This is a genomic window from Aeromonas sp. ASNIH1, from assembly GCF_002934285.1.
In the GTDB taxonomy this organism is placed as follows: Bacteria; Pseudomonadota; Gammaproteobacteria; order Enterobacterales; family Aeromonadaceae; genus Aeromonas; species Aeromonas caviae.
Window position 1 is genome coordinate 1602677 of the sequence record NZ_CP026228.1, and the last position, 17429, is coordinate 1620105.

At 62.8% G+C, this 17429-nt stretch carries 17 protein-coding genes; 7 read left to right on the forward strand and 10 right to left on the reverse strand.

The genetic code is table 11. The features are described from left to right. Positions 1-35: 35 nt before the first annotated feature. The 3 genes from C2U37_RS07790 to rhlB are packed head-to-tail and all read right to left on the reverse strand — an operon-like array spanning position 36 to position 3102. A complete protein-coding gene (locus tag C2U37_RS07790; RefSeq protein WP_104452077.1) occupies positions 36-296 on the reverse strand; it encodes a Rho-binding antiterminator in 261 nt (86 codons plus the stop codon). Positions 297-308: 12 nt separating this feature from the next. Then, positions 309-1799: a guanosine-5'-triphosphate,3'-diphosphate diphosphatase gene (gppA, locus tag C2U37_RS07795; protein WP_041212042.1), complete on the reverse strand. Its 1491-nt coding sequence runs from the start codon at positions 1797-1799 to the stop codon at positions 309-311. 13 nt (positions 1800-1812) lie between these two features. Beyond that, the gene (rhlB, locus tag C2U37_RS07800) at positions 1813-3102 is read right to left on the reverse strand and encodes an ATP-dependent RNA helicase RhlB (protein ID WP_049636361.1); all 1290 of its coding nucleotides are present in this window, start codon (positions 3100-3102) and stop codon (positions 1813-1815) included. Between the two features lie 113 nt (positions 3103-3215). On the opposite strand from rhlB, the gene trxA reads away from it, so the two are divergent. From trxA to fre, 5 genes are all read left to right on the forward strand, one after another. Next, a complete protein-coding gene (gene trxA / locus C2U37_RS07805; RefSeq protein ID WP_010672369.1) occupies positions 3216-3542 on the forward strand; it encodes a thioredoxin TrxA in 327 nt (108 codons plus the stop codon). Between the two features lie 207 nt (positions 3543-3749). Then, on the forward strand, positions 3750-5015 hold the full coding sequence (rho, locus tag C2U37_RS07810) for a transcription termination factor Rho (RefSeq protein ID WP_010672370.1): 1266 nt from the start codon (positions 3750-3752) through the stop codon (positions 5013-5015). A gap of 106 nt (positions 5016-5121) precedes the next feature. Beyond that, on the forward strand, positions 5122-6129 hold the full coding sequence (locus tag C2U37_RS07815) for a hypothetical protein (protein WP_010672371.1): 1008 nt from the start codon (positions 5122-5124) through the stop codon (positions 6127-6129). A gap of 33 nt (positions 6130-6162) precedes the next feature. Continuing rightward, entirely contained in the window at positions 6163-7632 is a 1470-nt protein-coding gene (gene ubiD / locus C2U37_RS07820; RefSeq protein ID WP_010672372.1) for a 4-hydroxy-3-polyprenylbenzoate decarboxylase, read from the forward strand. A gap of 155 nt (positions 7633-7787) precedes the next feature. Continuing rightward, entirely contained in the window at positions 7788-8486 is a 699-nt protein-coding gene (fre, locus tag C2U37_RS07825) for an NAD(P)H-flavin reductase (RefSeq protein WP_010672373.1), read from the forward strand. A 138-nt stretch (positions 8487-8624) separates the two neighbouring features. Here fre and ubiK read toward each other — a convergent pair whose 3' ends face one another. Further along, on the reverse strand, positions 8625-8882 hold the full coding sequence (ubiK, locus tag C2U37_RS07830) for a ubiquinone biosynthesis accessory factor UbiK (RefSeq protein WP_010672374.1): 258 nt from the start codon (positions 8880-8882) through the stop codon (positions 8625-8627). Between the two features lie 301 nt (positions 8883-9183). On the opposite strand from ubiK, the gene C2U37_RS07835 reads away from it, so the two are divergent. Further along, positions 9184-11601 (forward strand): VolA/Pla-1 family phospholipase, encoded by a 2418-nt coding sequence (locus C2U37_RS07835; RefSeq protein WP_053288913.1) that lies wholly within the window; start codon positions 9184-9186, stop codon positions 11599-11601. A gap of 176 nt (positions 11602-11777) precedes the next feature. On the opposite strand, the gene glpG is transcribed toward C2U37_RS07835, so the two are convergent. Both glpG and glpE read right to left on the reverse strand, forming a co-directional pair. After that, entirely contained in the window at positions 11778-12611 is an 834-nt protein-coding gene (gene glpG / locus C2U37_RS07840; RefSeq protein WP_029313427.1) for a rhomboid family intramembrane serine protease GlpG, read from the reverse strand. Between the two features lie 29 nt (positions 12612-12640). Then, on the reverse strand, positions 12641-12964 hold the full coding sequence (glpE, locus tag C2U37_RS07845) for a thiosulfate sulfurtransferase GlpE (RefSeq protein ID WP_005307320.1): 324 nt from the start codon (positions 12962-12964) through the stop codon (positions 12641-12643). A 163-nt stretch (positions 12965-13127) separates the two neighbouring features. On the opposite strand from glpE, the gene C2U37_RS07850 reads away from it, so the two are divergent. After that, positions 13128-13721, forward strand: coding sequence for a LysE family translocator (locus tag C2U37_RS07850; RefSeq protein WP_053288912.1), 594 nt, complete (start codon positions 13128-13130; stop codon positions 13719-13721). Here the strand turns inward: C2U37_RS07850 and C2U37_RS07855 are convergent. The 4 genes from C2U37_RS07855 to C2U37_RS07870 all read right to left on the reverse strand — a co-directional run bounded on the left by C2U37_RS07855 (position 13700) and on the right by C2U37_RS07870 (position 17378). Next, positions 13700-14545: a helix-turn-helix transcriptional regulator gene (locus C2U37_RS07855; RefSeq protein WP_104452078.1), complete on the reverse strand. Its 846-nt coding sequence runs from the start codon at positions 14543-14545 to the stop codon at positions 13700-13702. The genes C2U37_RS07850 and C2U37_RS07855 overlap by 22 nt on opposite strands. Positions 14546-14627: 82 nt before the next feature. After that, positions 14628-15329, reverse strand: a complete 702-nt coding sequence (locus C2U37_RS07860; RefSeq protein WP_053288910.1) for an ABC transporter ATP-binding protein — start codon at positions 15327-15329, stop codon at positions 14628-14630. 10 nt (positions 15330-15339) lie between these two features. Next, positions 15340-16113 carry a high-affinity branched-chain amino acid ABC transporter ATP-binding protein LivG gene (livG, locus tag C2U37_RS07865; protein ID WP_010672381.1) on the reverse strand — a complete coding sequence of 258 codons (774 nt, stop codon included), beginning with the start codon at positions 16111-16113 and terminating at the stop codon, positions 15340-15342. Then, positions 16110-17378 (reverse strand): high-affinity branched-chain amino acid ABC transporter permease LivM, encoded by a 1269-nt coding sequence (locus C2U37_RS07870; protein WP_039041002.1) that lies wholly within the window; start codon positions 17376-17378, stop codon positions 16110-16112. The genes livG and C2U37_RS07870 overlap by 4 nt, the downstream gene beginning before the upstream one ends. Positions 17379-17429: the final 51 nt, after the last annotated feature.

The window sequence follows — 17429 nt, forward strand, 5'->3', positions numbered from 1 at the left end:
GAGGGCCAACCTGATCAGGTTGGCCCTCTTGCTATTCATTGGCTGCGGGGTGGGGCGAAGTGGATCCGTTTTTCTTCCCCTTGCCAGACGAGTTCCAGGGTCGCCAGGTCCGCCAGGCTGAGGCGCTCAGCGCGCTCCAGCAGCAGATACTCCACCCCGCCGCTGGCTTCTATGGTGCGGATCCTGTCCGTCCAGGTTCGTCCATCCCGGTCGGTGATCGTGACGGGCAGCTGCCAGCCGGCGGCGATCTCCAGCCAGTCGTACAGGTCACAGCTGACGGGTTGGTAATCGGCCATGGGGTGTGCGGCTCAGGCTTCCAGCAGCCGGGTGGACCAGCCCATCTTCTGCTGGCGCTCCACCTCGAGGCGGAGCTCGCTGGCGCGCAGGTAGTGCTCGTCCAGCCACCCCTTGGGCAGGGTCAGGGTCAGGGCATCTTCATCGGCTTGCAGCATGAACCTGGGCACAGTGCCCTGGGTTCGGCGCATGCAGAGGATGAGGGAGATGCGCAGGATACGGGCCAGCCGGATCGCCTGGCGACCGGTGACGGCGCCCTGTTTCTCCAGCGGCTCCAGCTTGAATTCATCCCGCTGGTTGAACAGCAGGGCCGACAGCAGCTTCTTCTGCGCGGGGGTGAAGCCAGGCATGTCGATGTTGTCGATGATGTAGGCGGCGTGCTGCGGCGCCTTCTTGTACTCGATGCACAGACCGATTTCGTGCAGCAGGGCCGCGTAGCGCAGGATCGGGCGACCGTAGCGCTTGGAGAGGCGCCAGGCCGGCTGCAACTGGGTGAACGCCTCGATGGCGGTGTCGCGGACCCGCTCGGCGTGCTCCTTGTCGAGCTGGTAGCGGCTGATCAGGCTGTCGGCGGTGCGATCCCGGGCATCACAGTCGTGATTGTTGCCGAGCAGGCCGTATATGAGTCCTTCACGCAGGGCACCGCCCGCCAGGGTCATGCTCTCGATGTCGAGGGTCTCGAAGATGGCGATCAGGATGGCGAGACCGGAGGGGAACACGGTCAGCCGTTCGGCCGCCAGCCCTTCGAGCTGCAACTGATCGAGTCTGCCGCAGGCGATGGCCTGACCCATCAGCTCTTGCAGCTTGGGCAGGGTGACCCGCTCGCTCTTGCCCTGGGCCAGCATGATTTCCTGCAGCGCCTGGACGGTGCCGGAGGCGCCGACGCAGGTGCGCCAGCCGAGGACACGGTAGTCCGCAGCCACTTTCTCCAGTACCGCCTTGGCGGCGGCAATGGCCTGGTTGAAGCGCGTCTCGGAGAGCTCGCCATCACCGAAGTGGTTGTTGAGCCAGGTGACGCAGCCCATGTGCAGGCTGTTGAGCAGCTTGGCTTCGCTCTGCTCGCCGATCACCAGCTCGGTGCTGGCGCCGCCGATGTCGATTACCAGCCGGTTGCCTTCCCCTGCCGACGTCCAGGAGACACCTTCATAGATGGTCTTGGCTTCTTCCTCGCCCGAGATGATCTCGATGCTGTGGTTGAGCACCCGTTCCGCTTCGCTGATGAATTCGTCGACGTTGGTGGCCAGGCGCAGGGTGGCGGTGCCCACTACCCGGATATTGTCGGACGGGATGTCCTGCAACTGCTCGGAGAAGAGGCGCAGACAGTCCCAGCCCCGCTCCATGGCGGCACGGTTGAGGCGAAAATCGGCATCGAGGCCGGCGGCGAGGCGTACCTTGCGCTTGACCTTGGTGACGGTGCGCAGGGCACCGGCGACCTCGCGCACCACCAGCATGTGAAAGCTGTTGGAGCCGAGGTCGATGGCGGCATAGAGAGGCGAGTTGTGCAACTTGGCCGATCCCTCAGTTCTTGCGGGGGGGGCGACGACGGTTGTTGCTGTTGCCACCGCCCTGGCGATCCCGCATGTTGCGGTTCACCGGCTGGCGGTTGCGGAACACCCGTTTCGGCGCGGTGACGTCATCCAGCAGCGCCTCGCGGTCATACTTGCTGACCGGGATGGGGTGGTGGATGTACTCCTCGATGGCCGGCAGGTTGAAGGCATAGTCTTCACAGGCCAGGCTGATGGAGTGACCGCTTCTGCCGGCGCGGCCGGTACGACCGATGCGGTGGACATAGTCTTCGGCATCATCGGGCAGGTCGTAGTTGAAGACGTGGGTCACGTCGGGGATGTGCAGACCACGGGCGGCCACGTCGGTGGCGACCAGGATATCCAGGGTGCCCTTGGTGAACTCTTCCAGGATCTTCATCCGCTTCTTCTGCGGCACGTCGCCGGTCAGCAGACCGACGCGGTGGCCGTCATTCTCCAGCCAGGCGTGAACGTCTTCACAGACGTGCTTGGTGTTGGCGAAGACGATGGCTTTCTCGGGCCACTCCTCTTCCATCAGGGAGAGCAGCAGCAACATCTTGTCTTCGTTGGAGGGGTAGAAGAGCTCCTCCTTGATCCGCACGCCGGTCATCTGTTCCGGTTCGACCTGCACATGTTCCGGGTGGTTCATGTGTTCATAGGCTAGCTCCTGCACCCGCAGGGAGAGGGTGGCGGAGAACAGCATGCTCAGACGCTCGGTGGCGGGGGGCATGCGGCGGAACAGGAAACGGATGTCCTTGATGAAGCCCAGATCGAACATGCGATCCGCTTCGTCCAGTACCACGACCTGGATGTTGCCGAGATCGATGACCTTGGACTTGAAGTAGTCGATGATACGACCCGTGGTGCCGATCAGGATGTCGACGCCCTGTTCCAGCACGGCCAGCTGTTTGTCGTAGCCTTCGCCACCATAGGCGAGACCGAGCTTGAGCCCGGTGGAGGCTGACATGCTCTCTGCATCGTTATAGATCTGGACGGCCAGCTCCCGGGTCGGGGCCATGATGATGGCGCGGGGCTGGTTGATGAGGCGCGGCCTGGTCAGCGGATGGGTCAGCAAATAGTTGAATGTAGCCGCCAGGAAAGCCAGGGTTTTGCCGGTCCCCGTCTGGGCCTGACCGGCGAGGTCATGACCTTCAACCAGCAGGGGCAGGGACAGTGCCTGGATGGGCGTACAATAGTGAAATCCCTTTGATTCCAGACCAGCCAGAACTTCGGGTTCGAGGCCCATTTGGGCGAATTTTTCGGTCGTTAGATGTGTTTTGCTCATGGCGGTAGGTTATCAGGTTAGGCTTGCAATAATAAACAGGATCATTTCAAATAGGGCAACTATTGCCTTTGTTGAACCATCAATAAAGCCTTAATTACTGACTGGAGTTGGAGATGAGTGACAAGATTGTTCAGCTGAGCGATGCCAGCTTCGAGGCCGATGTAATCAACGCCGACAGCCCTGTTCTGGTCGATTTCTGGGCCGAATGGTGTGGACCGTGCAAGATGATTGCCCCGATCCTGAACGAAGTTGCTCAGGAATATGAAGGTCGCGTGACCGTGGCGAAATTGAACATCGATCATAACGCCGACACTCCGCCCAAGTACGGCATTCGTGGTATCCCGACCCTGCTGCTGTTCAAGAATGGTGAAGTGGCAGCGACCAAGGTCGGCGCCCTGTCCAAGACCCAACTGAAAGAGTTCCTGGACGGCAACCTGTAATAATCAAGAAGGAGCGCATTGCAATAATGCGCTCCTTGTGTTTTATCACCTAGACGCTCACCCTGATTGGTGCTAGTTTATCGCTCGTTTGCTAACCTTTTTGCCTGACTCTTTGCTTAACTACCAGCCTGGCAAGTCAAATCCGATCAGCATCAATCCAGCAGACTGTCTCCTCATTTCAATCCTTGCTTACAGACTTTCACCACTATGAATCTGACTGAACTTAAGAACACTCCTGTGTCCGAGCTGGTCCAGCTTGGCGAATCCATGGGGTTGGAAAATCTGGCTCGGGCGCACAAGAAAGACATTATCTTTGCAATCCTCAAGGCGCACGCCAAGGGCGGCGAGGATATCTTTGGCGACGGTGTGCTGGAAATCCTGACCGACGGTTTCGGTTTCCTGCGCAGTGCAGACGGCTCTTATCTCGCTGGTCCGGATGACATCTATGTCTCCCCGAGCCAGATCCGCCGCTTCAACCTGCGTACCGGCGATACCATTTCCGGCAAGATCCGGCCGCCGAAAGAGGGCGAGCGCTATTTCGCCCTGCTCAAGGTCAACGACGTCAACTACGACCGTCCGGAAAACTCCCGCAACAAGATCCTGTTTGAAAACCTCACTCCCCTGCACGCCAACGAGCGTCTGCGCATGGAGCGTGGCAACGGTTCCACCGAAGACATCACCGCCCGTGTACTGGATCTGGCATCCCCGATCGGCAAGGGCCAGCGCGGTCTCATCGTTGCACCGCCCAAGGCCGGTAAGACCATGCTGCTGCAGAACATCGCCCAGAGCATCGCCTACAACCACCCGGATTGTGAGCTGATCGTGCTGCTGATTGACGAGCGTCCGGAAGAAGTGACCGAGATGCAGCGGATGGTGAAGGGCGAAGTCATCGCCTCCACCTTCGACGAGCCGGCCTCCCGTCACGTCCAGGTCGCCGAAATGGTGATCGAGAAGGCCAAGCGTCTGGTCGAGCACAAGAAGGACGTGGTGATCCTGCTGGACTCCATCACCCGTCTGGCCCGCGCCTACAACACCGTCATCCCGTCTTCCGGCAAGGTGCTGACCGGTGGTGTGGACGCCAACGCCCTGCACCGTCCGAAGCGTTTCTTCGGTGCGGCGCGCAACGTCGAAGAGGGCGGCAGCCTGACCATCATCGCCACCGCGCTGATCGATACCGGCTCCAAGATGGATGAAGTCATCTACGAAGAGTTCAAGGGTACCGGCAACATGGAACTGCACCTCTCGCGCAAGATTGCCGAGAAGCGCGTCTACCCGGCCATCGACATCACCCGTTCCGGCACCCGCAAGGAAGAGCTGCTGACCGCCCCGGACGAGCTGCAGAAGATGTGGATCCTGCGCAAGATCATTCACCCCATGGGCGAGATCGACAGCATCGAGTTCCTCATCGACAAGCTGGCTGCGACCAAGACCAACGACGAGTTCTTCGACTCCATGAAGCGTCAACAGAAGTAACAGCCTCTTCAATGACAAAACCGCGGCCCAGGTCGCGGTTTTTGTTTATCTATTTCACGGCTGGCTTAGTAGTATGAAGCCTCGATGTCACAAGGAAAGGGACGTCATGAAGCTGGTGTTGTTCATATGGATGGGTTGGTTGTGGCTGGCGGCCCCGGTGCATGCCGACTCCCCGCCGCAATTGCAGGCTCCCCTGGTGGCGGACGAGGGACTGGAGGGGCATCGGGCGTACCTGGACGGCCGCATGGCGCTCGGGCAGTTTGATGCCATGGACTCGTTGCTCGAGACCCTGTCGGTGGGGCAGCGGGAGTTCCTGTTGTTCCAGTTGCTGGGTGAGCTCAAGTCATCGGGCGCACCGAGCCCGGCGCTGCTGGCCTGGGTGCGGGCACAAGCGGCCAAGGCGCCACAATGGCTGGTGGAAGGGAAGGTGGACGGTTTCCTGGTGCAGCTACCCGCCTATGACTTCCCCGCCGAGGCCCGGCTGGTGCTGAGCCACTGGCAGCAGCTGGCCTGGCAGGACAACTATCGCCAGTTGCTGGAGCAGGATCGCTTCGACTTCAAGCAGGTCTACTACAGCCGCAATCCCGAGCTGGCACAGCAGCAGCAGGCCCTGCTGGCGGTGCTCGATCGGCAGCCGGTATCCGTGCTGCGCCGGGAGGCGCAGCGGCTTGCCGCCCTCAATCTCTTCCTGCCGGACAACCAGTTGCTGCTGCACTTCATCGAACAGACCGGGGAGACGGCACTCTACCTCAAGCTGTGGCGTCAGCCAGTGGATCACGATAGCCTGACTGCGCTACACACCATTTCCCGCTTTTATTCAGGTCAGGAGGCGAGCGATCTGCTGATCGCCGCCAGCCAGAACAGCCGCCTGATGGTCCCCGCCCTGCACCAGCTCAGCCGCCTCTCCCCCTTGCCGGACGGGGCCCAGCAGTTCCTCCTGGCCGAACTCGGCAAGCACCAGTATGGCGGGCTGGTGGCCGGCCTGTTGTTGCAGATGGACGAGCCCAGGCTCCTGGGTCAATTGGCAAACCGGTTGACGCTTCAGGAGCGGCGACACGCCTCGTCCGTCATGAGGTCCGATACGGGTACACCGGATACGCCGCCAGGGTTATAATGCGGGACCACCTGATCCCGCTGGGGTACTTGCATGAAATACAAGGACTTGCGTGATTTTATCGCGCAGTTGGAACAAAACGGACAGCTCAGGCGCATCAGTCGCGAGATAGACCCCTATCTGGAGATGACCGAGATCAGCGACCGTACCCTGCGTGCGGGGGGCCCGGCTCTGCTGTTTGAGAATCCCAAGGGCTACACCATGCCGGTGTTGACCAACCTGTTCGGCACGCCGGACCGGGTTGCCATGGGCATGGGCCAGCCCAACGTCAGCGCCCTGCGCCAGGTGGGGACCTGGCTCTCCTATCTGAAAGAGCCGGAGCCGCCTCGCGGGCTCAAGGAGCTGATGGAGAAGCTGCCCATCTTCAAGCAGGTGCTCAACATGCCGACCAAGCGGCTCTCTTCGGCCCCCTGTCAGCAGGTGGTGCTGGAAGGGGACGCGGTGGATCTGGATCAGATCCCCATCCAGCACTGCTGGCCCGGGGATGTGGCGCCCCTGGTCACCTGGGGTCTGACCATCACCCGCGGTCCCTACAAGAAGCGGCAGAACCTCGGCATCTATCGCCAGCAGAAAATCGGCAAGAACAAGCTGATCATGCGCTGGCTGGATCACCGGGGCGGCGCCATCGATTTTCGCGAGTGGCAGGAGGCCCACCCGGGCGAACGCTTCCCGGTGGCGGTGGCGCTGGGCGCCGATCCGGCGACCATCCTGGGCGCGGTGACGCCGGTCCCGGACAGCCTCTCCGAATACGCCTTTGCCGGTCTGCTGCGGGGCAGCCGTACCGAGGTGGTGAAGGCGCTGAGCTGCGATCTGGAAGTGCCCGCCAGCGCCGAGATCGTGCTGGAAGGCTATCTGGAGCCGGGGGAGATGGCCCCCGAAGGGCCTTACGGCGATCACACCGGCTACTACAACGAAGTGGACGAGTTCCCGGTCTTCACCATCACCCACATGACCATGCGCCGGGATGCCATCTACCACAGCACCTACACCGGCCGTCCGCCCGATGAGCCGGCGGTGCTCGGGGTGGCGCTCAACGAGGTGTTCGTGCCGCTGTTGCAGAAGCAGTTCCCCGAGATAGTGGACTTCTACCTGCCGCCGGAGGGGTGCTCCTACCGGATGGCGGTGGTGACCATCAAGAAGCGTTACCCTGGCCACGCCAAGCGGGTGATGCTGGGAGTCTGGTCCTTCCTGCGCCAGTTCATGTACACCAAGTTCGTGATCGTCTGCGATGACGACATCAACGCCCGCGACTGGAAGGACGTGATCTGGGCCATCACCACCCGGATGGACCCGGCTCGCGACACCACCCTGATCGAGCACACCCCCATCGACTACCTGGACTTCGCCTCTCCGGTCTCCGGGCTCGGCTCCAAAATGGGGCTGGATGCCACCAACAAGTGGCCGGGGGAGAGCAATCGGGAGTGGGGTCAGCCCATCGTTCAGGACGAGGCGGTAAAGCAGAAGATCGATGCCATCTGGGATGAGCTGAAGATCCTCGACTGAGGGATCCCCGATGGGGAGCGGCCATTGTGACGCAAAAGTGCGGTATTGCCGTGCCGAATTGGGTATGCTCGACGGACCTGACCACCAACTGGTCGCCATAAAAACAGTGAAACCATGAGCGAAGCGGGCCGGGCAGGCCCCTCACAAGGACAAGAATGCAACGTATCAAGTGCCGCGTAGAGGAACTGCGCGAATATGTCGACACCATCTGGCACGTGGCGCTGGCGCCGCAGCAGGAGGTGAGCTTCAAGCCGGGCCAGTATCTGCTGGTGGTGATGAGCGATTCGGACAAGCGCCCCTTCTCCATCGCCAACTCGCCGACCCGCTCCGGCGTGCTGGAGCTGCAGATCGGTGCCACTCCCGAGAATGCCTATGCCGGTCAGGTGCTGGCCCGCATGCGCGAGCAGGGAGAGATCGAGGTCGAGCTGGCCGCCGGCAAGGCGTTCCTGCGCGACGAATCCCCCCGACCGCTGATCCTGATGGCGGGAGGCACCGGCTTCTCCTATGCCCGCGCCATCCTGGAATACCTGATCGGCAGCGGCAGCAAGCGTCCGGTGTTCCTCTACTGGGGGGTACGCCAGGCGCACTGGCTCTACGAGCTGGAGCAGATGCAGCAGTGGGAGCGCGACTATGCGCCGCTGACCTTCATTCCCGTGGTGCAGGAGCCCGAGAGCGACTGGACCGGCAGGACCGGGCTGGTGCACAAGGCCATCATGGATGACTTCGTCAGCCTGCATGACTACGACATCTATGTGGCGGGCCGCTTCGAGATGGCCGGTGCCGCGCGGGAAGAGTTCAAGGTGCTGGGCGCCGAGCCCGAGCGCATCTTCGGCGATGCCTACGAGTTTATCTGACCACGGCCAACCGCAGAGCGTCGATCTGCCCCCTTATCGTCTTGCGAGAGAAGGGGGATGAGAAACTCGTTGTCCCCATAAAAACGACAAACCCCAGCCTGGCTGGGGTTTGTGCTATCTACGGCGGGTCACGCCGGATCATTCGCCCTTGGCAGCGAGCTGCTGCTCGAGCTGGGCCAGCTTGGCCTCGAGGGCGGTCAGCTTCTCCCGGGTGCGCAGCAGCACCTTGGTCTGCACGTCGAACTCCTCGCGGCTCACCAGATCCAGCTTGTTGAGCTGGGCCTGCAAGACCTGACGGGTCTTTTTCTCCACCTCTTCACCCATGCTGCGAATGCCGGGGGGTAGGGCGTTGTGTATCTGTTTGGCGATCTCTTCCAGTTTTTTCGGGTCGATCATGGGGGTCTCCTTAAGCAATGGCGCCATTCTACCGACAAATCGTCCCCTTTGCCGAGATCGGAGCGGCTTTTTGCGCCATGGATCCAGCCGGGCTCTGGTCGGGTCTGGTTGATGCACCCTTGCTGCTACCCTGTGACACCGGGAATCAATTCCAATTCCTTGATGGTGTACACAAAAAAATCAGATCAGATGACTGACCAGAGGCTTATTAATTGTTGCGTTGCTGTTAATATGATTCGGTCGGGTTTGAACCCTACCCCGTCAGGCTCATCATGGATAACAACATAAAAGAGATAAGGATATGAAGAAAAAGCTAATTTACGCGGCCGTCGTCAGTGCGCTGCTGAGCGGTTGTGGTGGCAGTGACGACAACACAGGCGATACCTCAAGCTATCTCGATTATCTGCTGAGCGGCTCCAATGCGGTCCGACCCAGCGCCCTGGCAGCCCGTGCGACCGACGGTACCCTGAAATTCTCCACGGAAACGGCGGATCTCTCCAACCCGGTGTCCGCCCTCTCCACCCTGGATGGCTGGTCGACTACCCAGGCGATCCAGATAGTGCCGGTGACGGCCTCCGGCATCCAGGTCAAGGCGCCGGCCGCTGCTGAATTCGCAGCCTCCGTGGCCCCCCTCTACCTGATGGAGCTGGAGTTTGACAGTGCGGCCCTGCGTCCGAGCGGCGTGAAAAAGGTGCTGACCTACGGGGTGGACTTCGTGGTGGCCGAGACGACCGGGAAGCTGAATCTGGTGCCGCTCAAGCCGCTCAACCCCTCTTCCTACTACATGATAGTGGCGACCGATACCCTCAAAGACAGCACGGGTGCCCCCCTGCGACCGGGTAGCGACTACAGCAACTACAAGACCAGCACCGGCAGCAACGCCCAGGAGCAGACCATCAGCGGCCTGATTGCGCTGCAGGAAGGGCTGTTCAAGGCTGCCACCGGCATCACTAGCGACCACGTGATCTTCTCCGACTGGTTCGGTACCCAGTCCGGCGCCGACGTGCTGGTGGCGGTGAAAGGGGCGGCCGCATCCGTGCTCAAGAGCCCGACCCTGGACGCTGCCGCCCTGTGGAAGCAGGACGCCTTGGGCAATACCAGCCTGCCTGGCACCTATACCCTGTCGGTGAGCGGCGGCAGCCCCTTCCTGACCCAGCTGGACGCCGAGAACTTCCTGCCCCAGGAGCAGAAGGATGCGATTGCCGCCGCTTTTGGTGACGGCACTCCACTCCACAATCTGGCCTTGGGTACCACCGTCTACAGCGGCACCGTCAAGCTGCCCTACTTCCTCTCCTCCCCGACCACCGCCGGCTCCTGGGACAAGGCGAAGACCCAGTCCTGGCACGGTGCCATCCCCAGCCTCTACGCCATCGCGAACGCCCTGAAGGCCCAGGATGCCGAAGTGATCGGCGGCCTGGTGGGGGCGGGTGTGGATCCGGCCCTGCTGGGCGAACTCATCGCCGATCCGAGCCGTCAGGCCGAGCTGCTGGCGGAGGCGAGCAAGTTGATCGGGGTGACCCTCACCTCCGGCGGCAAGGCGCTGGATCCCGAGATGAATATCGGGCGCTTCAACCCGCTGCCGGCATTGGAAGAGGTGCAGTCCGTCCCGATGCGGATCTTTGCCGCCGCACCGCTGGCGAACATCACCGACGTGATCATCTATCAGCACGGCGTCACCTCGGTGAAGGAGAACGCCTACGCCCTGGCCCTTGGCCAGATTGGTGCCGGTGCCCAGGCGAGCAAGAACGTGGCCGTGGTGGTGATCGATCATCCGTTGCACGGTGAACGCGGCTTCGCCCTGACCGGCAGCATGGACTCGGTGACCACCTCCGACAACCCGACCCCCTACCTGAACCTGAGCTACCTGACCGTGGCCCGCGACAACCTGAAACAGAGCGTGGCGGATCTGCTTGGCCTGCGTCTGGCGGTGGGGCTGGCCAATGCCAAGGGGGCTATCGGCACCGCTGGCAGCCTCAAGGTACACTTCCTGGGTCACTCTCTGGGTGCCATCGCGGGGGCCAACCTGCTGGCGGTGGCCAACCAGTCTGTTGGCAACCCGACGGCAGACGCCCTGTTCAAGTTCGACACTGGCGGCCTGGCCATGCCGGGTGGCGGCATAGCGCCGCTGTTGCTGAACTCGCCGACCTTCGGCCCGACCATCCAGATGAGCGTGCTGACCGCTGGCAGTGCGGCCCTGAAGGCAGCCTTCACCGCCTACGCCCCGAACTGCAAGACGGCGGTGCCGACCTGCTTCGTCAACGAGTTCCTGCCGAGCCAGGATGCGGCCACCCAGGCCACGGCGGCCAGCACCCTGCAGAGCTACAGCTTCGCGGCGCAGTCGGTGCTGGATTCGGCAGACCCCATCAACTTGGGGAGCGGCATCGCGGCGGACTTCCCGCTGTTTGCCACTGAAATCGTCGGCGACGGCGCCCTGAGCCTGTCGGATCGAGTGATCCCGAACAGCATCGCCACCGCCCCGCTGGGTGGCACCGAGCCGCTGTTCAAGGTCCTGGCCCTGCAACCGCTGACCGCCACCGGCGCCGCCAACCACAGAGCGGCCCGCTTTGTGGCCGGGGGGCACAGCTCGCTGCTGGCACCTGACGAGAACTTCGATCCGACCGGCGCCGTCACCACCGAGATGCAGACCCAGTTCGGCAGCTTCTTCGCAAGCGGCGGTACCGCGGTCAAGGTGACCGACGGCAGCCTGCTCAAGCAGTAAGCCGGCCGACCAATAAAAACGCCGCCCCTTGGGGCGGCGTTTTTTTATGGCAAATCGGCTCAGGCTGGCCTGTGGTGCCTGTCCAGCCAGCCTTGGGCAAGGCCGACCAGCAGACCCGCCAGGTGAGCCATGTTGGTGGTCGCTTTGGTTGCCGAGCCGTTGCCGGCAACCAGGCCTCACCCCGGCCTGTGGTGCCTGTCCAGCCAGCCCTGGGCAAGGCCGACCAGCAGGCCGACCAAATGGGCCATGTTGGCGGTGGGGGTGCCGAGCATGTCCAGGAAGCCGAGTACCAGCCAGACCAGCATGAAGCCCATCAGGGCTGGCGGCATGGCGAGGCCGCAATCCGGTTGCAGCCTGGTTCGCAGCCAGCTGTAGCCGAGCAGGGCATAGACCACCCCGGAGAGGCCGCCAAAGCGCGGGCCGCTGACAAAGAACTCGGCGATATTGGGCAGGGCAGCCCCGACGATGAGCAGGATGAACAGCTTGCCGCTGCCGAGGCGCTGCTCTATCTGGCCACCGAGATACCACCACCACAACAGGTTGAACACCAGGTGCAGCACCGAGAAGTGGATGAAGGCCGGGGTGACGTAGCGCCAGGCCTGCCAGTCGGTGAACTGGGCCAGGGTGGGGTGGAAGGCGAGCTCGTCGAAGATGGGCAGGCCGATGGCATCCAGAGCGTAGATGGCCAGGCAGGCGATGATGACCACCAGGGTCAGGGGGCCCGCCTGGTGGAGGAAATCGGTGACCGGATCCGTCATCCCCTTGCTGTAGTCGATCCGGGCATCGGCATGGCCGGATTGCCAGGAGGCCTCCATGTAGCGGGGGTGATTGGGTTCGCTCAGGAAGCGCTTGACCTCCTGCTGGGCCTGGGCGAGGCGCCGTTCGTCTGCCAGCCAGACCGAGACGCCAAGCTCTGACTGGGTCAGCTCGCACGGAATGCCCAGGGTAGCGAGATAATCCACCAGCGCCTGGGCCATGCGGGCGTCACCCAGCACCAGCAGTTGGATCATGCCGGTTGAGGAGGAGCGACCCGCCTCTGTCATGCGTCCCCCGCCTGGATGGGGAACTCCCTGCGCCAGGCCTCGAAACCGCCATCCAGGCTATAGACCTCGTCATAGCCTTGTTGCAGCAGGTACTGGGCCGCCCCCTGGCTGCTGTTGCCGTGATAGCACATCACGATGACAGGGGTATCGAAGTCCACCTCGTTCATAAAGCGAACCAGGGTGCCGTTGGTAAGGTGGAAGGCGCCGACTGCGTGGGCCGTCTCGAAGGATTGGGGATCGCGAATGTCCACGAGACGGGCTTCGCCTGCGCTCAGCTTCTGGTGGGCATCATGGGCGCTGATATGGGCAAACTGGTCCATTGAGATGTCCTGAAAATGGAAGGTTGAAGGGCAGTTTACCGCAAGCGGCGGTTTGCGCTAAGTGTGCAATGGAGGCGGCATCCAGGGGATCGCAATTTTCTTCAATATCGGGCCGCCCGGGCCGGGTAGGCTCGGGCTTCCCTCAATTGAATGAGCATCATCCATGGAATTCAGTCTGCTGTTATCCATGGCCGGGTTTGCCCTGGCCATGTCCATCTCCCCGGGGCCGGTGAATCTGGTCGCCCTTGGCACCGGCGCCCGGTACGGTTTCACGGCCAGCCTGCGCCACGTGGTGGGGGCCACCCTCGGCTTCATCCTGCTGCTCCTGCTGATGGGGCTGGGTCTTGGCGGCGCCCTGTCCCGCTGGCCTGTGGCGCTGGGGGCCATTCACTGGGGCGGCGTGCTCTTTCTCGGCTGGATGGCCTGGCAGTTGCTGGTGGACAGCGGCGAGGTGAAGGAAGTAGAGGGTGTGCCCCCCGCTTTCTGGTACGGGGCCTTGATGCAGTGGCTCAATCCCAAGGCCTGGCTCGCCGCCAGCATGGGGATGGGAGCCTATGGGATCGCGGGCGGCATGAGCCAGATCGCCCTCTTTACCGGCATCTATCTGGTGATCTGCCTCGGATCCATCGCCTGCTGGGCCTATGCGGGCAGCCGATTGCAGGGGTGGCTGGTCTCTCCTCGCCGATTGCGCTGGTTCAATCGGGCCATGGCGCTCTTGCTGCTGCTCAGCGCCGCCTATCTGGTGCGCTCGTCCTGAGGGACGAGCTGCGCTTTGTACTGGCCCGGGGTGGCGGCCACCCGGCGTTTGAACTGGCGCTGGAAGTGGGCCTGATCGGCAAAACCGCTGGCAAGGGCCACTTCCGCCAGGGGCTGCCCCTGGCGCAGCAGGGTGCGGGCGTGGCGAATGCGCTGATCGAGCAGGTAGGCGTGGGGCGTCATGCCGTAGTGGCGGCTGAAGGCGCGCACGAAGTGGGAAGGGGTAAGCCCGGCCACCGCACTCAGCTGTGCCAGGGTGAGGGCGCAGGCACTCTCGTCCTGCATCAGCTCGGCGGCTCGCTGCAGGTGCCGGGGAGGGCGGTCATCCCACTTGGCCGGGGTGAGCCTGGCCAGAAGCTGGCGGCTGAAGAGGTGGCAGGCCACTTCGCGAGCCAGGGGATCCGGCTCCTCCACCAGTTGCCGATGAAGCCGGCAGAGCCCCTGGTAGAGCAGGGGATCCCGGCTTGCGGTCATGTCGAAGGGGCGAAACGCGTTGCCGAGCCCGGCCTCCTCCTGCTGGCGCTGCAACCAGAGGTTGTCGATGTAGAACATCAGATAGGACCAGGGCTGGTCCGCGACGGGATTGCAGGCGTGCACCTCTTCCGGGTTCATCAACACCAGGCTGCCGCGGCCGACCTCTTGCAGGCTGCGCTGGTTGAGGTAGTGGCTGTGGCCGCCGGTGATGGCGCCGATGGAGAAGTGGGGGTGGCTGTGCTTGTCGTAGCAGACGCGCCGGCCATCCTGCACCGCCCGCGCCTCGATGAAGGGCAGGGCGGGATCGTGCCAGAAGTGGTGCTGATCCTGCGTCGCCCGCGCACGGCTCACGATGTGCTCCTCGGCGGGGGGCTGTTCCCCTGCCTGGCTCGGGGAGCGCGGCAGGGGAAGGGTGACGATGGTTGCTGCATCCTCAGCCGCCGAGATAGGCCTGGCGGACGGCGGGGTTGGCCAGCAGGGCCTCTCCCGTGTCTTGCAGCACCACCCGGCCGTTCTCCAGCACATAGCCGCGATCCGCCAGCTTGAGCGCCTGGTTCGCGTTCTGCTCCACCAGGAAGATGGTCATCCCCTTCTGGCGCAGTTGCTCTATGGTGTCGAAGATCTGCTGGATGACGATGGGCGCCAATCCGAGGGAGGGTTCATCAAGCAGCAGCAGGCGCGGCTTGCTCATCAGGGCGCGGCCGATGGCCAGCATCTGCTGCTCGCCGCCGGACATGGTGCCTGCCCGCTGCTCCAGCCGCTCCTGCAGGCGGGGGAACAAGGTAAATATCTGATCCAGCAGGCCGCGCTGCTCCGCCTTGTCGACGAAGAAGGCCCCCATCAGCAGGTTCTCCTCCACCGTGAGGCGGGCGAAGATGCGGCGCCCCTCCGGCACCACGGCGATGTCCTTGCGCATGATGCGGGCGGTGGTGAGAGAGTCTATCTGCTCCCCCTCGAACCAGATGGAACCGCTGCTGGGCTTGGGCTCGCCACACAGGGTCATCAGCAGAGTGGTCTTGCCGGCGCCGTTGGCGCCGATCAGGGTGACGATTTCCCCCTCTTTCACCTCGACGCTGACGTCGTGCAGCGCCTGAATTTTGCCGTAGTGGGTCGATACGTTGCGAAGTTCTAACATCTTTTTGTCCTTACGACTCGCCCAGATAGGCCTTGATCACCGCCGGATTGCTGCGGATTTCGTCCGGTTTGCCGTGGGCCAGCGGGGTGCCCTGGTTGACCACGAAGATGCGGTTGGAGATCTCCATCACCAGCTTCATGTCGTGCTCGATCAGCAGCACCGAGACCCCGAACTCGTCCCTCAGGTTGGAGATGAGCTCGTTGAGCTCGTCGGTCTCCTTGGGGTTGAGGCCTGCGGCCGGTTCATCCAGCATCAGCAGTTCGGGCCGGGTCGCCATGCAGCGGGCGATCTCGAGGCGGCGCTGCTGGCCGTAAGCCAGGTTGCCCGCGGCGCGGTTGGCGAGATCCTTGAGGCCCACCTTTTCCAGCCAGAAGGCGGACTGCTCCAACCCCTCTTTCTCGGCACGGCGGAAGGAGGGGGTCTTGAACAGGCCGGCGATGAAGCCGGTATTGAGATGCCTGTGCTGGGCCACCAGCAGGTTTTCCACCGCCGTCATCTCCTTGAACAGGCGCACGTGCTGGAAAGTCCGCACTATGCCCTTGCGGGCGATGAGGTGGCCGGGCAACCCCTGGATCTCCTCACCCTTGTAGCGAATGACACCGCCACTCGGGCGATAGAAGCCGGTCAGGCAGTTGAAGATGGTGGTCTTGCCCGCCCCGTTGGGGCCGATGATGGAGATCACCTCCCCCTTTTCCACATCCAGCTTGACGCCGTTGACCGCGAGCAGGCCGCCAAAGCGCATCGACAGATCTGAGACATCCAACAATGGTTGATTGTTGCTCATTTACGCAGCTCCATATGGGGTCGACTCATGGGCAGCAGTCCCTGCGGCCGCCAGATCATCATGAATACCATCAAGAGACCGAACATCAGCATGCGATATTCGTTGAACTCGCGGGCGAGCTCCGGCAGCACCGTCATCACGATGGCCGCCAGCACCACCCCGATCTGGGATCCCATGCCTCCCAGCACCACAATCGCAAGAACGATGGCCGACTCGATGAAGACGAAGGATTCCGGGCTGATGAAGCCCTGGCGCGAGGCGAAGAAGCTGCCGGCAAAGCCCGCGAAGCAGGCGCCTATGGTGAAGGCGGTCAGCTTGATGATGGTGGGGTTGAGCCCCAGGGACTTGCAGGCGATCTCGTCTTCCCGCAGCGCCTCCCAGGCACGGCCGAGCGGCATGCGCAGCAGGCGGTTGATGACGAACAGGGTCGCCACTACCAGCACCAGGGCCATCAGGTAGAGGAAGATCACCTTGTGGTTGGCGTTGTAGGCGATGCCGAAGAAGTCGTGGAAGGTGCCAAAGCCCCCATCCTTGACGGTGCGGTTGAACTCCAGGCCCCCCAGGGTCGGTTTCGGAATGCCGGAGATCCCGTTCGGACCGCCGGTCAGGGTGGTCATGTTGTTGAGCAGGATGCGGATGATCTCGCCAAAGCCCAGGGTGACGATGGCCAGGTAGTCCCCCCGCAGCCGCAGCACCGGGAACCCGAGCAGGAAGCCGAAGGTGGCCGCCAGCAGACCTGCGATGGGCAGACACTCCCAGAAGCTCAGACCGAAGTAGGTGTTGAGCAGGGCGTAGCTGTAGGCGCCGACCGCATAGAAGCCGACATAGCCGAGGTCGAGCAGACCGGCGAGGCCCACCACCACGTTCAGTCCCAGCCCCAGCATGATGTAAATCAGGGTGAGGGTGGCCAGATCGATGGCGCCGCGAGAGGCCATGAAGGGCCAGCTCACCGCAAACAGCAGCACCAGCACGGCGGTGAGGTTATAGAGCTTGGGGGCCTCTTCGGGGCTTGGCAGCACCAGCTTGGTGAAACCGACGGAGAAGCCGCTGATGGAGGCCTGGAACAGCCGGCTTATCTGGCCGCGCAGCATCTGGAACCAGAAGACGATGGTGGCGCCCCCCAGCAGCCAGGCCAGCGATACATCGAGGCGGCTCACCACCAGCAGGCGGGAGCCATCGGTCTCCAGCTTGAAGCCGAGCAGCCAGAAGGAGAGCACCAGCAGCACCAGGCTGGCGATGCAGGCATGGATAAATTGACGTTTCATCAGACTTTCTCCACTTCCGGACGGCCGAGAATGCCAGTGATGGTCATGAAC

Bases quoted from the DNA above. Each gene is read 5' to 3' on its own strand.
- C2U37_RS07790 (WP_104452077.1), bottom strand. From the start codon at position 296: ATGGCCGATTACCAACCCGTCAGCTGTGACCTGTACGACTGGCTGGAG.
- rhlB (WP_049636361.1), bottom strand. From the start codon at position 3,102: ATGAGCAAAACACATCTAACGACCGAAAAATTCGCCCAAATGGGCCTC.
- trxA (WP_010672369.1), top strand. From the start codon at position 3,216: ATGAGTGACAAGATTGTTCAGCTGAGCGATGCCAGCTTCGAGGCCGAT.
- rho (WP_010672370.1), top strand. From the start codon at position 3,750: ATGAATCTGACTGAACTTAAGAACACTCCTGTGTCCGAGCTGGTCCAG.
- C2U37_RS07815 (WP_010672371.1), top strand. From the start codon at position 5,122: ATGAAGCTGGTGTTGTTCATATGGATGGGTTGGTTGTGGCTGGCGGCC.
- ubiD (WP_010672372.1), top strand. From the start codon at position 6,163: ATGAAATACAAGGACTTGCGTGATTTTATCGCGCAGTTGGAACAAAAC.
- fre (WP_010672373.1), top strand. From the start codon at position 7,788: ATGCAACGTATCAAGTGCCGCGTAGAGGAACTGCGCGAATATGTCGAC.
- ubiK (WP_010672374.1), bottom strand. From the start codon at position 8,882: ATGATCGACCCGAAAAAACTGGAAGAGATCGCCAAACAGATACACAAC.
- C2U37_RS07835 (WP_053288913.1), top strand. From the start codon at position 9,184: ATGAAGAAAAAGCTAATTTACGCGGCCGTCGTCAGTGCGCTGCTGAGC.
- glpG (WP_029313427.1), bottom strand. From the start codon at position 12,611: ATGATCCAACTGCTGGTGCTGGGTGACGCCCGCATGGCCCAGGCGCTG.
- glpE (WP_005307320.1), bottom strand. From the start codon at position 12,964: ATGGACCAGTTTGCCCATATCAGCGCCCATGATGCCCACCAGAAGCTG.
- C2U37_RS07850 (WP_053288912.1), top strand. From the start codon at position 13,128: ATGGAATTCAGTCTGCTGTTATCCATGGCCGGGTTTGCCCTGGCCATG.
- C2U37_RS07860 (WP_053288910.1), bottom strand. From the start codon at position 15,329: ATGTTAGAACTTCGCAACGTATCGACCCACTACGGCAAAATTCAGGCG.
- livG (WP_010672381.1), bottom strand. From the start codon at position 16,113: ATGAGCAACAATCAACCATTGTTGGATGTCTCAGATCTGTCGATGCGC.
- C2U37_RS07870 (WP_039041002.1), bottom strand. From the start codon at position 17,378: ATGAAACGTCAATTTATCCATGCCTGCATCGCCAGCCTGGTGCTGCTG.